Origin of the sequence: Enterococcus sp. DIV2467a (genome assembly GCF_050532945.1) — a bacterium.
GTDB lineage: Bacteria > Bacillota > Bacilli > Lactobacillales > Enterococcaceae > Enterococcus > Enterococcus faecalis.
In genome coordinates this window covers 1,922,046-1,937,263 of record NZ_CP172896.1, presented here as the reverse complement: position 1 = coordinate 1,937,263, position 15,218 = coordinate 1,922,046, and the positions used below count along the sequence as shown (strand labels likewise).

Below are 15,218 nucleotides of genomic sequence, written 5' to 3'. Positions count from 1 at the left end.
AAGATTACAGAATACGTTCAAATGGATCTAAACTAATTCCTTGGTCTAAGACGATTTTTGCGTATTCTTTCGCTGCAAATAAAGAATGATCTTTGTAGTTTCCGCACTCTTTTGCAGAGACTGCTGGAACAACTTCTGTATTGATTACTTTGTTTAAAACGTTGACTAATGCATCACGGATTTCTTGTGGTGAATGTTGATCCCACATAATCATATAAAAACCAGTGCGGCAACCCATTGGCGAAATGTCAATGATTCCTTTTAATTCATCACGCATGTTAACTGCTAACAAATGTTCCAACGTGTGTAATGCGCCTGTTGGTAGGGCATCTTTGTTTGGTTGTAAGAAACGTAAGTCATATTTTTCGACTAACGCATCACCATTTTGTTCTGTGCCAGCAAGGCGAACATATGGTGCTTTTACTGTGTTGTGATCTAATTCAAAACTTTCTACGCGTGCCATGAAATTTCGCTCCCTTTATAATTAAATTCGTTTTAACTATAACAAATTTAAGTCAAAAGTCAATGGATAGTCCTTTGATGGGTAATAGTTTTAAAATATCATGGGAAAATAAAAAAATCATTTTTTTGACTATGTAGGTTTTTTCAATACTATGGTAAAATAGGACAAGTAGCTTTTACAAGAAGGTAAGAGGGGAGTATGAAAATATGGGAAAAGAATATCATGTTGCCGTGGTAGGAGCAACAGGTGCTGTCGGGACAAGAATGATTGAATTGTTAGCAGAGACAAGTTTGCCAATTGCCAGTGTGAGGTTATTGGCGTCTAAGCGTTCTGCTGGACAAGCGATTCAGTTTAAAGGGCAACCTCTTATCGTGGAAGAATTAGTCCCGGAATCATTTGAAGGAATCGATTTAGCATTATTTAGTGCTGGTGGGAGTATTTCCGAAAAGTTTGCACCAGAAGCAGTTAAGCGCGGAGCTGTCGTTGTTGACAACACTAGCCATTTTAGAATGGCAAAAGATGTTCCTTTAGTTGTTCCAGAAGTGAACCCGGAAGCCTTGAAAAATCATCAGGGAATCATCGCAAATCCCAATTGTTCTACGATTCAAATGATGGTGGCCTTAGAACCAATTCGGCAAGCGTTTGGCTTAGAACGAATCATCGTTTCAACGTATCAAGCTGTGAGTGGCGCAGGTATCCGTGCAATTAATGAGCTAAAAGAACAAGCCGAAGATTTTTTAGAGGGAAAACCTGTCAGCGAATGGTCAGCTGAAATTTTACCAGCTGGCAGTGACGAAAAACATTATCCAATTGCTTTTAATGCGTTGCCTCAAATTGATGTTTTTTCAGAAGCAGGGTATACCTACGAAGAATGGAAAATGATGAATGAAACAAAAAAAATCATGGGAGACAACAAGCTAAAAGTCGTTGCCACCTGTGTCCGTATTCCGGTAATTTCAGGACATTCTGAATCTGTTTATATAGAAGTGAAACAAGCAGATGCATCGGTCTCAGCCATCCAAGAATTAATGGCGCAAGCTCCAGGTGTAATTTTGCAAGATGAGCCAAGTGAACAACTATATCCACAAGCGCTAAATAGCGTCAACCAGAAAGAAACATTTGTCGGCCGTATTCGTCAAGACGTTGACGTGAAGAACGGTTTCCATTTATGGATTGTGTCAGACAACCTATTAAAAGGAGCTGCTTGGAACTCGGTCCAAATTGCTGAAACGCTACACGAAATGAATTTGCTTCGTGTACCTGAAAACGACTAGAAGGTTTGTATTGTATACTCGGGAGGGAATAGGATGGATTTAACGAATGCAACAATTATTACGGCAATGGTTACGCCGTTTCAAGAATCGGGAGAAATAGATTTTGATAAACTACCGCAATTGGTAGACTATTTATTGGCCAATCATACAGAAGGCGTTATTTTAGCAGGAACAACTGGTGAATCACCCACGTTAACTCATGAAGAAGAATTACAATTATTCCAGCGAATTATTGAACTGATCGATGGACGTATTCCGATTATTTGTGGTGTGGGTACGAATGATACACGTGACTCAGTCGCTTTTGTGAAAGAGTTAGCGACAATCGCTGGTATCGATGCTGTTTTGGCGGTTGTTCCTTATTATAATAAACCAAATCAAGAAGGTATGTATCAACATTTTAAAACCATCGCAGAAGCAAGTGAACTACCAATTATTTTGTACAATGTTCCTGGTAGAACGGCTGCATGTCTAGAAGTGGAAACTACTTTGCGCTTAGCACAATTGGAAAAAATTGTGGCGATTAAAGAATGTGCAGGGTTAGATGCAATTACTGAGTTGATTGAAAGAGCGCCAAAAGACTTTCTAGTGTATACTGGAGAAGACGGGTTGGCTTTTGCCACCAAGGCACTTGGCGGACAAGGGGTTATTTCGGTAGCCAGTCATGTCTTCGGTTCGTCAATGTATGAGATGTATCAAGCGCTGGAGCAGGGGAACTTGCCGGAAGCGGCTAAAATTCAACGACAGTTATTACCAAAAATGAACGCCTTTTTTTCAGTGCCTTCGCCGGCACCCGTGAAAGCGGCCTTAAATCATTTAGGTATTCCTGTTGGAAATTTACGTTTACCTCTAGTTGCTTGTACACCAGAAGAAGAGCAAAGAATTATTCGCACGTTAGAGATTTAAAGAACGTGTAATCATAGAGAGGTGAAAAGAGTGAGTACAATAAAAATCGTTCCATTAGGCGGCGTTCGTGAAAATGGAAAAAATATGTACGTTGCTGAAGTGGAAGATGAAATTTTTGTACTGGATTGTGGATTACAATATCCAGAGAACGAACTTTTAGGAATTGACGTCGTCATTCCGGATTTTACGTATTTAGAAGAAAATAGTGAACGAATTGCAGGGGTCTTTTTAACACATGGCCATGCAGATGCAATTGGGGCCTTACCGTATTTGCTTTCAAAAATTCAAGTGCCTGTTTTTGGGACAGAATTAACGATTGAACTAGCAAAACTAAGTGTCAACAGTCATGCGGAAACGAAGAAATTTAAAGATTTCCATGTGATTGACCCGCATACAGAAATTGATTTTGGTCAAGCAACGGTGAGCTTCTTTAAAACAACGCACACCATTCCAGATTCGATTGGTGTTAGCATCAAAACAAAAGAAGGTAACATTGTTTATACTGGTGATTTTAAATTTGATCAAAGTGCGATTGAGATGTATCAAACCGATTATGGCCGCTTGGCTGAAATTGGGAAAGAAGGCGTCTTGGCGCTACTTAGTGATTCATCAAATGCTGAAAACCCAGCCCAAGTTGCATCGGAAGCCCAAATCGCTGATGAAGTGTTCGACACGATTCGCTATTGGGAAGGACGAATCATCGTGGCATGTGTGGCAAGTAATTTGCAACGGGTCCAACAAGTATTGAATGCAGCGGATCGTTCTGGTCGTAAAGTCGTTTTGACAGGCCAAGATTTTGAACGGATTATTCGGACGGCGATGAAATTGGAAAAATTACAATTGCCAAGCGAAGATCTATTAGTGAAACCAAAAGAAATGAAAAAATATGCACCCGAACAATTATTAATTTTAGAAACAGGCCGGATGGGAGAACCTATTAAGTCACTTCAAAAAATGGCTAATAATACACATGGTGTCGTTCGAATTGAAGAAGGCGATTTAGTTTATATTACGACAACGCCAACAACGGCCATGGAAACAACGGTTGCCAAAACAGAGGATATTGTCTATCGGGCCGGTGCTACGGTGAAGCAAATTTCCGACAATTTACGTGTGTCTGGTCACGCTAATCCGAATGACTTGCAATTGATGCTGAACTTAATGAAACCAAAATATTTCATTCCTGTCCAAGGTGAATACCGCCAGTTAGCTGCGCATGCGGACTTAGCACACGAAATTGGCATGCCTTATAAAGATATCTTTATTACAGGTCGTGGGGACATTCTAGAGTATACAAAAGGTAGAATGTCGGTAGCTGGCAGCACAACGGCCGAAAATATTATGATTGACGGGATTGGTGTCGGCGATATTGGTAATATCGTTTTACGAGATCGTCGTATTCTTTCCGAAGATGGTATTTTTGTGGCTGTTGTGACAATTAATCGCCGAGAAAAACGAATTGTTTCACCAGCTAAAATTACTTCTAGAGGTTTTGTTTACGTTAAAACAAGTAAAGACCTAATGAAAGAAAGTAGCAATATTGTTACAGAAATTGTTGAAAAACATTTAGAAAGTGACGATTTTGAATGGAGCAAACTGAAACAAGAAATCCGCGAAAACTTAAGCCGTTATTTATTTGAACAAACCAAACGTCGTCCTGTGATCTTACCAATTATCATGGAAGCGACGCAACGCAAGCGTCCCAAAAATAACGCATAGTTCGTCCTGATAAAAGCAGGTGATTTTAGGAGAAATTCTTCTAAAGTCATCTGTTCTTTTTTGTAACTTTCTTCTATAAATATGGTACTATTAATCAGAGCGCTGAATAAAGGAGGCGATTTTAGTGGAAGAGATTGTGTTGTTCCATACCAATGATCTTCATTCTCACTTTGAAAATTGGCCCAAAATACGGCGTCTGGTTAAAGCCAAACGTTCGCTGTACCAAAAAGAGGGCAAAACAGTCGTAACCATTGATTTAGGTGACTTTTCAGATCGGTGTCATCCTTTGACCGAAGCAACAGATGGTCGAGCAAATGTAGCTATAATGAATACATTAGCGTATGATCTGGTTACAATTGGAAATAATGAAGGAATCGGCAATTCAAAGAAACAATTAGAGCATTTATATGATCAGGCAACATTTGAAGTGGTCTTAGCTAATTTAGAAGATCCAAAAACCCAAACGTTACCAGATTTTTGTCAAGCATATAAAATTATGACAACTAAAGAAGGCACAAAGTTAGGGTTTATTGGCTTAACCGCACCATTTCCTTTAACGTATAATCCCAATGGCTGGACAATCAAACAAGTGGAAGCAGTCCTTCCTCAACTGATTACAGAAGTTGCGCCTCAATGTGATGTTCTCATTTTGCTTAGTCACTTGGGGATAGATACTGATTTTATGATTGCGGCGAATTATCCTGAAATTCAAGTGATTTTAGGTTCCCATACACATCATTTATTTAAAGATGGTGAAAAAATTAATCATGTGCAACTAGCAGCTGCTGGCAAATATGGACAGTATATTGGTGAAGTGCATCTGTTTGTGGATGCCGACACGAAGCAAGTCACAAGTTATGCAAAAACGATTGAAACAGCAAGTTTAGAAGAGCAAGCAACTGATGCCAAGGAAATTGCGGGTTACTTAACGGAAGGTCATCGACTATTGCAAGCGCAGCAAATTGCACAAATCCCTGAAACTTTGTCAACGGACTTACGGCAACCGCATGCCTTTATAACTGTTGCCTTGAAGGCGTTAAAAGAAGCGGGGCAGACCGAAGCGGCTGTGTTAAACAACGGGTTATTTTTAGCAGATTTACCAGAAGGAATAATCAATGCAGACCAATTACATGAAGCCTTGCCTCATCCAATGCATTTAATCAAGGTTACCTTGAAAGGGTCAGACATGAGCCGTTTGATTCGTGAAATGGAAAAAAGTCGTCAATTTCTGCGGAAATTTCCGATTCGCGGGATGGGCTTCCGCGGGAAAATTTTTGGCGAATTATGTTATGATGGGATTCGTTTTGAGCGAAATAGCCAGACCGTTTTTTGGCAAGGGAAACCTATTCAGCCAGAGCAGAAGTATACGCTGACAACAGTGGATCACTTTCAATTTGTTCCGTTTTTCCCAACGATTGAGTTAGTTGGAGAAGTCGAATTTTTATTTCCAGACGTTTTAAGAACTGTCGTGGCGAACTATCTGCATGCCCACTATCCAATCAAATAAAAACAAGGTATAATAAAAACTAGGTGGTGAAAAAATGACAGACAAAAAGACAACCGAAAAAAAAGAAAAAGAAACAGAAACTGCTGCAACCTTTACAGAAGAACTAACAGCAGTTCTTGAAGAAATAAAAGAAGAACCTGTAAAAGAAAAGAAAAAAGGGGAAATTGTCACCATTGTGAATGAAACAGATATTCAAATTGGTGAAAGAGAGTACCGAATTGTTAAAAATCATCGTGATGCCTTTGATCCTGAACGCTTAGGTGAACGGTTTAGTGAAGTATTAGCGCGTTATGATTATATCGTAGGAGACTGGGGCTATGAACAGTTACGCTTGCGTGGCTTTTTTGATACTTCTAATCGTCGGGCAGCGCCGGATCAACGCATTGATACACTAGAAGACTATTTGTATGAATATTGTAATTTTGGCTGTGCCTATTTTGTAATTGAACGAACAGGGGAACGTAAAGAAAAAACAACGCATCGTCGTCGTCGCCATAAAAAGAATAATCGTTCTAACTCGTTTGTCGAGGAAAAGAGTGCGCCCGCTAATAAAAATAGCAAGCCAGTGATTCGTACGCGAAAAGAAGAAAATAAAAAAACGACTACACCCAAACAGCCTAGTCCCAAAAAATCTGGCAAAGGCTTTACGATTCGTCAACGTGAGGAGTAAACAGAGTGAAAAAAGACTATCAAGGATATTTAATTGATTTAGATGGAACGATTTATTTAGGAAAAGAACCAATTCCAGCCGGAAAACGTTTTGTCGAGCAGTTACAGGAAAAAGATTTGCCTTTTTTATTTGTAACGAATAATACCACTAAATCTCCTGAAACAGTGGCACAACGTTTAGCAAATGAATTTGATATTCATGTCCCAGCATCCCTTGTTTATACAGCGACTTTAGCGACGATTGATTACATGAAAGAAACCAATCGAGGCAAGAAAGTCTTTGTCATCGGCGAGGCTGGTTTAATTGACTTAATTTTAGAAGCAGGTTTTGAATGGGATGAAACAAACCCTGATTATGTTGTCGTGGGACTTGATACAGAATTATCTTACGAAAAAGTGGTTTTAGCTACCTTAGCCATTCAAAAAGGGGCGTTGTTTATTGGGACCAATCCAGATAAGAACATTCCGACAGAAAGAGGCTTATTACCTGGTGCAGGTTCAGTTGTGACGTTTGTGGAGACAGCTACTCAAACAAAACCAGTTTATATTGGCAAACCAAAAGCGATTATCATGGAACGAGCGATTGCGCATTTAGGCGTGGAAAAAGAGCAAGTAATTATGGTTGGAGATAATTATGAAACCGATATTCAATCAGGGATTCAAAATGGTATTGATAGCTTGTTAGTTACATCAGGTTTTACCCCTAAGTCAGCTGTTCCAACTTTGCCAACGCCACCAACCTATGTTGTTGATTCCTTAGATGAATGGACTTTTTGAGTATGATGAGGTCGAAATTGCGTTTAAGGGAAACACTTGGACTCATTTGTTTGTTTTTAACGATTGTGGCTTTAAGTATCACGATCACGATTAATTTTCGTCCATTGTATCTTTTTGATATCCAACACTTAAATATTTTAAAAGACGTAGAGGTTGATCGTGTGACCTTGATTAAAAATTACGATCATTTAATGATGTACTTAAACAATCCTTTTGAAAAAACATTAGTATTTCCTGATTTTCCAATGTCTGATAGCGCGGCTTTTCATTTTTATGAAGTGAAAAAATTGTTTTTATTGTGCTATGGCATATTACTAGTTACGTTGTTGCCTAGTGTCCTTTATTTAAAATATTTGGTAAAAAATCAGCGTTTATGGACATTGATACGGCCATTTCAGTGGGGAATGTTTTTGCCTGTGCTTTTTGGCTTTTTCATGCTGATTGGCTTTGATCAATTTTTTATTGCGTTTCATGGATTATTTTTTAACAACGATGCTTGGTTATTTAATCCGCTGACTGATCCGATTATCAATGCCTTACCTGAAGCCTACTTTATGCATTGTTTTATCTTGTTTTTTGTTTTATTAGAAGGCCTGTTTTTGATAGGTGTTTTATTCGGAAAACGTTCTTTAAAAAAATAAAGAGAGAAAAGTGAACAATTCCAAAATTGCTCGCTTTTCTTTTTTATTCAATCTAGTTTTAAAAACTAGATTGAATAATTGTCAAAAGTATGATATTCTTTTTTAGAAATGGTTAGGAGGGTTTTTATGGACGAGATAGAAAAATCACTACAAAATTGGGGCCAACAATTGGAAAACGTTCATTTGCCAAGATGGCATGAGTTACCAGACATTGAATTATATATGGATCAAGTGATTACTCTGATAGAAAAATACTTATCCCCATTGATTACACTGGAAAAACATACTTTGTTAACGTCCTCAATGGTTAATAATTATGTCAAACACGGGTTAATCCCGGCCCCAGTGAAAAAGCGCTACAATCAAAAGCATTTAGCGTTTTTAATTGCGATTACGTTGTTGAAACAAGTGTTAACATTGCCAGAAATTAAGCAAGGCATTTTATTCCAAGGAGCCACGGTTGGTATTCGTGAAGCGTACAATTTATTTTGTCAAGAACAGGAACGAGCGATTTATGTGATTGCTGCTCAAGCGCAAGAAAAAGAAGTTCAGGCCAAATCACAAGAACCTATGGGGATTGAATATTTGGCTGTAAAAGCAGCGACAATGTCTTTTGCTACTAAAATGTTTAGTGAAAAAGTGATTGAATTGGAACAAGAATACTTAAAAGAAATGGATGAGATGACACATGAATAAAGAAAAGATCGCACTACTGGTTGATTCTGGGACAGATGTTCCAGAGGCATTAGTCAAACAATACGGCATGTATGTCTTGCCTTTACAGATTATTTATCCTGAAAAAACCTATACAGATAAGGTAGATATTACACCAGAAGAAGTGTATCAACGTTTAGAGAAAGAAATCCCTAGTACTTCATTACCAGATGGAGCAACAATCCAAGCTATTTTTGACAAAATTAAAGAAGCGGGTTACGAAAAAGTCTTAGCGGTGACCATTTCTAGTGGTTTAAGTGGAACCTATAATGTGGTTCGCTTGCTTGGAGAACAAACCGAAGGACTAGATGTATTTGTTTTAGATACAAAGAACATTGGTATCGGGGCTGGCATTCAGGCGATACGAGCAGCAGAATTAATTGAAACAGGATTAGGATGGCAAGAATTACAACAAAAATTAACAGAAGAAGTAGCCAATGCAAAAGTATTTTTTAATGTAGCCACTTTAGAATATTTACAAAAAGGTGGACGAATTGGTTTAGTCACTTCTATTTTAGGCAATGCGCTAAAATTAAACCCCATTATTTCTTGTAATGAAGAAGGCATTTACTATACGGTGGCTAAGTCTCGCGGCCGTAAAAAAAGTCTTGATAAAACGTTTGAGTTGGTGACGAACTTTATAGGTGAGGCACCCCGTTTTCGTTTGGCAGTCGCTCACGGTGCGGCAGAGGAAGAAGCAAAAGCAATGATGGAACGCTTGAAAGCAGCTTTTCCACAAGCAGAAGAAATTTACTTTGGAACGATTAGTCCGGCATTAGTTGTTCATACAGGACCAGGACTTTTAGGTGTTGGTATACAGTTATTAAATGATTAATTAAATGAAAAATCTCCTCAAATTTTTTTGAGGGGATTTTTCATTTAAGATTTCTCTTTTTCATAGAAATATCATTTTGCTGAAAAAACAACGAAAATTATATTGAAAATTTCACGAATGTGTTACAATTTGTCTGCAAAGGGGGAATTTTTTGTGAAAAAAGCAATAGCAGAATGTTTAGGAACATTTATTCTTGTCTTTTTTGGGACAGGAACAGCCGTTCTAGGAAATGGTATGGAAGGGATTGGAACAACGGGGATTGCCTTAGCATTTGGGTTAACAATCGTTGCTGCTGCCTATAGTATTGGCACAATTTCAGGTGCACATCTAAATCCAGCTGTTTCTATAGGAATGTGGCTTAATAAACGAATAACAACAATGGAACTAATCTACTATGTAGTGGGACAAATTGTTGGCGGCTTGATTGCCTCATTTGCATTATTAAGCATTCTAAAAGGTGCTGGTAAAAGTATTGAGAACTTAGGTCAAAATGGCGTAGGGGAATTAAGTGTTGCTGGTGCATTGACAGTCGAAATTATTTTAACATTTATTTTTGTTTTAGTTGTCATGACAGTTACAAGTGCTAAGAAAGGTAATGCTTCATTAGCAGGAATCGTAATTGGGTTAACACTAACAATGATTCACTTAGTCGGCATTCCTTTGACAGGAACTTCTGTCAACCCAGCTCGTAGCATCGCGCCAGCCGTTTTTGCGGGTGGTTCAGCGTTATCTGAGTTGTGGATTTTTATCGTTGCGCCATTAATTGGTGGATTATTAGCCGCTCTTGTAGCAAAATTCGTCTTAGATACGGAAGAATAGATTAGCGAAAGAAGAATCTTTGATAACAAGCGTCAATTGTTGTTAGAGATTCTTTTTTTGTTATACTAGGAGAACCTAAAGGCGCATTTTTAACCAAAGATGAAAACATCATCAAAATAAGGTATAATAGGAAAGTATCAAATAAGATTAGAAGGAAAAAGAGGTGTCTCTTTGTGAAGAAAATTTTAGTAGTTGATGACGAGAAGCCAATTTCAGAGATCGTTAAATATAATTTGGTTAAAGAAGGATATGAAGTATTTACTGCTTACGATGGAGAAGAAGCACTTGAAAAAGTGGAAGAAGTGGAACCAGACTTAATTATTTTAGACTTAATGCTCCCTAAAATGGATGGCTTAGAAGTCGCGCGAGAAGTGCGCAAAACACATGATATGCCAATCATTATGGTGACTGCCAAAGATTCTGAAATTGATAAGGTTTTAGGATTGGAATTAGGAGCCGATGACTATGTAACGAAACCATTTTCAAATCGTGAATTAGTTGCTCGTGTAAAAGCCAATTTACGGCGAGGTGCAACCAATGCGAAAGAAGCTGAGGTGACAACACAATCTGAATTAACGATTGGTGATTTAACCATTCATCCTGATGCATACATGGTCTCAAAACGGGGTGAAAAAATTGAATTAACCCACCGTGAATTTGAGTTACTTTATTACTTAGCAAAACATATCGGACAAGTGATGACTCGTGAACATTTATTACAAACCGTTTGGGGTTATGATTATTTTGGGGATGTGCGGACAGTGGACGTAACCGTACGTCGTTTAAGAGAAAAAATTGAAGATAGTCCAAGTCATCCAACGTATTTAGTTACTCGTCGTGGGGTTGGTTATTATCTAAGAAATCCTGAACAGGAGTAATCAGGTATGAAGAAAAAAGTTCACTTTTTTCAATCTGTTAATTTTAAGATTGCTTTATCATTTATTCTGCTGTTACTGATTGCGATTCAAATCATTGGTGGCTATTTCATTCGTGAACTGGAAGCCACTACAATTTCCGATTTTAAGAAAAATATGGATTCCCAGGTTGTCCAATTGTCAAATACGTTAAGCACGCAGATGAGCAATAAAGATCTCGAACGTAGTGATGTTGATGCAAATTTAAAAAAAGCGTTATCTGATTTTTCAAATGCAGATATTTCTGAAGCGAGAATTGTCGATGATAAAGGGATTATTCGGGCAACCAATGATTTAAATCAACAAAATATTATTGGGAAAAAGAATGATTATCGTGATTTAAATGACTTTACGAGTAAAAAATATCAAGCTTTAGATAATGATAAACGCGTGTATGTGAATGTCCAGCCGATTCAATCGCCTACTGGAGAAACAGTGATTGGTGTCCTTTATGTGAAAAGTAATTTAGAAAATAAATACCAAGAAATTACCAACACAGCAAGTATCTTTTTCACTGCTTCTATTATTGCCGCAGCAATCTCGATTATTGTGACTTTACTGATTGCACGATCAATCACGAAGCCGATTGGTGAAATGCGCGAGCAAGCCATTCGAATCGCTCGTGGTGATTACGCTGGAAAAGTAGAAGTCCATGGAAAAGATGAATTAGGCCAATTAGCAGAAACATTTAATCAATTATCAGAACGGATTGAAGAAGCACAAGAAACAATGGAAGCAGAAAGAAATCGTTTAGATAGTGTCTTAACGCATATGACAGATGGTGTCATTGCGACGGATCGCCGCGGAAAGGTGATTACGATTAATGAAATGGCCCTTTCATTATTAAATGTAAAAAATGAAAATGTGATTGGGACCTCGTTATTAGAGTTGTTAGATATTGAAGAAGATTACACATTGCGGAAGCTGTTAGAAGAGCCAGATGAACTGCTGATTGATCGCTCAACGTCTGATCGTGAAGAAGACCAAATGATTATCCGGGTAGACTTTACAATGATTCGTCGGGAATCAGGATTTATTACTGGCTTAGTTTGCGTGCTTCATGACGTCACAGAACAGGAAAAAAACGAACGGGAAAGACGGGAATTTGTTTCCAATGTTTCTCATGAGTTGCGAACGCCTTTGACAAGTATGCGTAGTTATATAGAGGCTTTGAGTGAAGGAGCTTGGGAAAACCCTGAGATAGCGCCGAATTTCTTAAAAGTCACGTTAGAAGAAACCGACCGGATGATTCGTATGATTAATGATTTGTTGAATTTATCTCGGATGGACTCTGGAAATACACATCTTCAATTAGAATATGTGAATTTTAACGAATTGATTAATTTTGTCTTGGATCGCTTTGATATGATGATTGAAAATGAGCAAAAAAATTACAAAATTCGCCGTGAATTTACTAAACGCGATTTATGGGTAGAGTTAGATACAGACAAAGTAATTCAGGTTTTAGACAACATTTTGAACAATGCGATTAAGTATTCGCCAGATGGCGGCGTCATTACCTGCCGACTAGTTGAAACACATAATAATGTCGTCTTTAGTATCTCGGACCAAGGTTTGGGCATCCCTAAAAAAGATCTCGGGAAAGTCTTCGAGCGTTTTTATCGTGTGGATAAAGCACGTGCGCGAGCACAAGGTGGGACTGGTTTAGGTTTAGCAATTTCTAAAGAAGTAATTCGGGCCCATAACGGGAGTATTTGGGTGGAAAGTACAGAAGGTGAAGGATCGACTTTCTATATTTCACTACCATATGAACCTTATGAAGAGGATTGGTGGGAATGATGAAATTATCAGAATGGATTACAAGAATTGGCTTGATTTTGATGGTCATTTTAAGTATATATTTTTCAGTCAATATCTGGCTGAATTCTGCCAAAAAAATACCAGAAATGAAGTCGGGAAGCCAAGTCACAACAGCTGTCAATGAAAAAGCCATTGGCGATGTTTATTTACCTTTGCAATTGATTCGAATAACTGATGGAAAAGCGATGCAAAGTAATCGTGAAACATTAATTAGTAATGTTCAAAATGATATTAAAATGGCTACGTTTGGTAAATTGACACAAGTTGTGACAAAAAATGCAGAGCAACTTAAGCGCTACAACCAAATGGAACAAGGCATTGAACTTCTTTATCAAGGTCCCTTTTTAATCTCGGACTATGCTTCGATTTATAATCTATCCATTAATTTTACTAACTTTAATGAGTTGACGGACCAGTATTTTACGAAAATTCAATTGGATTTTAACGAAAATAAGATACGTTTTTTAGATTATGATCAATCCAACGTCTATGAAGCGCCCATGACTGTTAATAAGGCGCGCTTAATGGGAATTATCAATAAAGAGGGATTGCAATATCAAGACGTTTCCGAAAATACGCTAACCAAACAAGGACAATGTTATTTAACCAATGATATGAAGTTGAAAAAGTACAGTTATATCTTAGCTTCGCAACCAGTTACTCGTTTTAGGAATGCTTTTTTCAATGAAACGGAAGATATCCAAACCAATGAAGACAGTCAAGACTTAACCTATACGAGTAAAGAAGAACGATTGTTTGCAGAAGAAAAACTGGGGAAAATCGATTTTAAAGGGACCTTGCCAGAAGAGAATAAACGGGACTCAATCTATAATCAAAGCTTTTCTTATGTAAAACGTTTAGGAACCAATATGGGGAATTTACGTTACTTTGATCGAACGAAAGATAGTGTCAATTATCGGACTTTTGTGGAAGGTTTCCCAGTGTTCAGTAATGATTTAAAAGGCCAAGTGGATATTCGCATCACGAACAACGATGGTGCTGCACCAAGCGTAACCATTAACACAAGTGTGAATACGATCCAAGTGCCGATTCCTTCAGAAGAAGAAGTGACGCTGGAAAGCACGGAAAAATTGATTAAGCGTTTAGAAACGGCTGGTGCTAAAAAGGAAAAAATCCAATCGGCTGTTATCGGTTATACGTGGCAGACAATTGAAGAAGTCAAACAAGTCGTTGATTTAAGTCCGGAATGGTATGTCCTTTATAACAACAATTGGTACACTGCAACGGACTTGGTAAAACAATTACCAAGCTTGGAGGTGGGCTAATGGATTTTAAACGAATTGAGTGGATTTTCTTCTTAGCGTTTTTAGGATTAAATATCTTTTTATTTGGAATTTATCGGGAAGGTCAACAAGAGGAGAGCAACGTCTCTTCTTCCAGCCAAACAGAATCGATTGAAAGTCGGTTGGAAAAAGATAACATCTCGTATAAAGGGACACTTTCTTCAGAACGATTGGAAGGTTATTATTTAAGTGGCGAACAAACCAATTTTTCTGCTGCTTTAAAAATCCAACGTGAAAAGAATAAAAATTTTTTGAGAAATGGGCTGCAAATTGCGGATAATACTTTAACGAGTGTACCTAGTAAAAACTATTTTATTGATCCTAAGAAAATTGATAAAGATTTAAGTACCTTTTTAAATGAAAAAAATGCTTTATTATTCGGAGACGAATATCAATACTTACCAGAATTTTCTCATTTAAAAGAGCCGACGGCAGAAATTGTGGCTGCACAATCGTATAAAGGAATTCCTTTTAGAGACGACACGGCAAAATTAAGTATTTTAGCAGATACGTCAGGTGAATTATGGAAAATTAGTAAATATTCGCAAACGCACATTGAAAATATTGAAGAGTTACGGGACAAAACGGATTTATATTCCAATCGTGATGCGATAGACACGCTCTATATGAATAACCGGATTCCTAGTAATTCCAAAATAACATTCATTAAATTGGCCTATTCAAGAATTTATAAAATTCGTGAGAAAAATGTATACGTTCCAGTCTGGTTTGTAGGAATTTCTACTGGTGAAGATTCAGTTGAAATTGAACAGGTGAATGCCGTAAGTAATACCATCATCACAAATAATACTGTGCCAAAGGTGGAAAAACATTAAGGTCCGTTGTATAATGAAA

15 protein-coding genes are annotated in these 15,218 nt (G+C 37.7%); 14 read left to right on the top strand and 1 reads right to left on the bottom strand.

What is annotated here, in order from left to right; all coding sequences use genetic code 11:
• Nucleotides 1-4: 4 nt before the first annotated feature.
• Nucleotides 5-463 (bottom strand): S-ribosylhomocysteine lyase, encoded by a 459-nt coding sequence (locus tag IGL80_RS09075; protein ID WP_002357960.1) that lies wholly within the window; start codon nt 461-463, stop codon nt 5-7.
• A 206-nt stretch (nt 464-669) separates the two neighbouring features.
• Here IGL80_RS09075 and IGL80_RS09070 point away from each other — a divergent pair, with 206 nt between their 5' ends.
• The 14 genes from IGL80_RS09070 to IGL80_RS09005 all read left to right on the top strand — a co-directional run bounded on the left by IGL80_RS09070 (nt 670) and on the right by IGL80_RS09005 (nt 15,199).
• Nucleotides 670-1,737 carry an aspartate-semialdehyde dehydrogenase gene (locus IGL80_RS09070; protein ID WP_002360553.1) on the top strand — a complete coding sequence of 356 codons (1,068 nt, stop codon included), beginning with the start codon at nt 670-672 and terminating at the stop codon, nt 1,735-1,737.
• A gap of 33 nt (nt 1,738-1,770) precedes the next feature.
• Nucleotides 1,771-2,643 carry a 4-hydroxy-tetrahydrodipicolinate synthase gene (gene dapA / locus IGL80_RS09065; protein ID WP_002360552.1) on the top strand — a complete coding sequence of 291 codons (873 nt, stop codon included), beginning with the start codon at nt 1,771-1,773 and terminating at the stop codon, nt 2,641-2,643.
• Nucleotides 2,644-2,673: 30 nt separating this feature from the next.
• Nucleotides 2,674-4,362, top strand: a complete 1,689-nt coding sequence (locus tag IGL80_RS09060; protein WP_002360551.1) for a ribonuclease J — start codon at nt 2,674-2,676, stop codon at nt 4,360-4,362.
• A 124-nt stretch (nt 4,363-4,486) separates the two neighbouring features.
• Nucleotides 4,487-5,869: a bifunctional metallophosphatase/5'-nucleotidase gene (locus tag IGL80_RS09055; RefSeq protein ID WP_002357955.1), complete on the top strand. Its 1,383-nt coding sequence runs from the start codon at nt 4,487-4,489 to the stop codon at nt 5,867-5,869.
• Nucleotides 5,870-5,903: 34 nt separating this feature from the next.
• Nucleotides 5,904-6,539 (top strand): YutD family protein, encoded by a 636-nt coding sequence (locus IGL80_RS09050; protein WP_002360550.1) that lies wholly within the window; start codon nt 5,904-5,906, stop codon nt 6,537-6,539.
• A 5-nt stretch (nt 6,540-6,544) separates the two neighbouring features.
• Nucleotides 6,545-7,315, top strand: coding sequence for a TIGR01457 family HAD-type hydrolase (locus IGL80_RS09045; RefSeq protein WP_002357953.1), 771 nt, complete (start codon nt 6,545-6,547; stop codon nt 7,313-7,315).
• The gene (locus tag IGL80_RS09040; RefSeq protein WP_002404480.1) at nt 7,303-7,956 is read left to right on the top strand and encodes a TIGR01906 family membrane protein; all 654 of its coding nucleotides are present in this window, start codon (nt 7,303-7,305) and stop codon (nt 7,954-7,956) included. The genes IGL80_RS09045 and IGL80_RS09040 overlap by 13 nt, the downstream gene beginning before the upstream one ends.
• A 126-nt stretch (nt 7,957-8,082) precedes the next feature.
• Complete coding sequence (locus IGL80_RS09035; protein WP_002357951.1) at nt 8,083-8,652, top strand: DUF1836 domain-containing protein; 570 nt, start codon at nt 8,083-8,085, stop codon at nt 8,650-8,652.
• Nucleotides 8,645-9,505, top strand: a complete 861-nt coding sequence (locus tag IGL80_RS09030) for a DegV family protein (RefSeq protein WP_002357950.1) — start codon at nt 8,645-8,647, stop codon at nt 9,503-9,505. The genes IGL80_RS09035 and IGL80_RS09030 overlap by 8 nt, the downstream gene beginning before the upstream one ends.
• Nucleotides 9,506-9,622: 117 nt before the next feature.
• Entirely contained in the window at nt 9,623-10,324 is a 702-nt protein-coding gene (locus IGL80_RS09025) for an MIP/aquaporin family protein (RefSeq protein WP_002404481.1), read from the top strand.
• A gap of 173 nt (nt 10,325-10,497) precedes the next feature.
• Nucleotides 10,498-11,202 (top strand): response regulator YycF, encoded by a 705-nt coding sequence (gene yycF, locus IGL80_RS09020; RefSeq protein ID WP_002357947.1) that lies wholly within the window; start codon nt 10,498-10,500, stop codon nt 11,200-11,202.
• Between the two features lie 6 nt (nt 11,203-11,208).
• Nucleotides 11,209-13,038: a cell wall metabolism sensor histidine kinase WalK gene (gene walK, locus IGL80_RS09015; RefSeq protein WP_002357946.1), complete on the top strand. Its 1,830-nt coding sequence runs from the start codon at nt 11,209-11,211 to the stop codon at nt 13,036-13,038.
• Complete coding sequence (locus IGL80_RS09010) at nt 13,035-14,345, top strand: YycH family regulatory protein (RefSeq protein ID WP_002404482.1); 1,311 nt, start codon at nt 13,035-13,037, stop codon at nt 14,343-14,345. The genes walK and IGL80_RS09010 overlap by 4 nt, the downstream gene beginning before the upstream one ends.
• Nucleotides 14,345-15,199 (top strand): two-component system regulatory protein YycI, encoded by an 855-nt coding sequence (locus IGL80_RS09005; RefSeq protein ID WP_002365516.1) that lies wholly within the window; start codon nt 14,345-14,347, stop codon nt 15,197-15,199. Before IGL80_RS09010 ends, IGL80_RS09005 begins: the two co-directional genes overlap by 1 nt.
• The last annotated feature ends 19 nt before the right edge of the window (nt 15,200-15,218 follow it).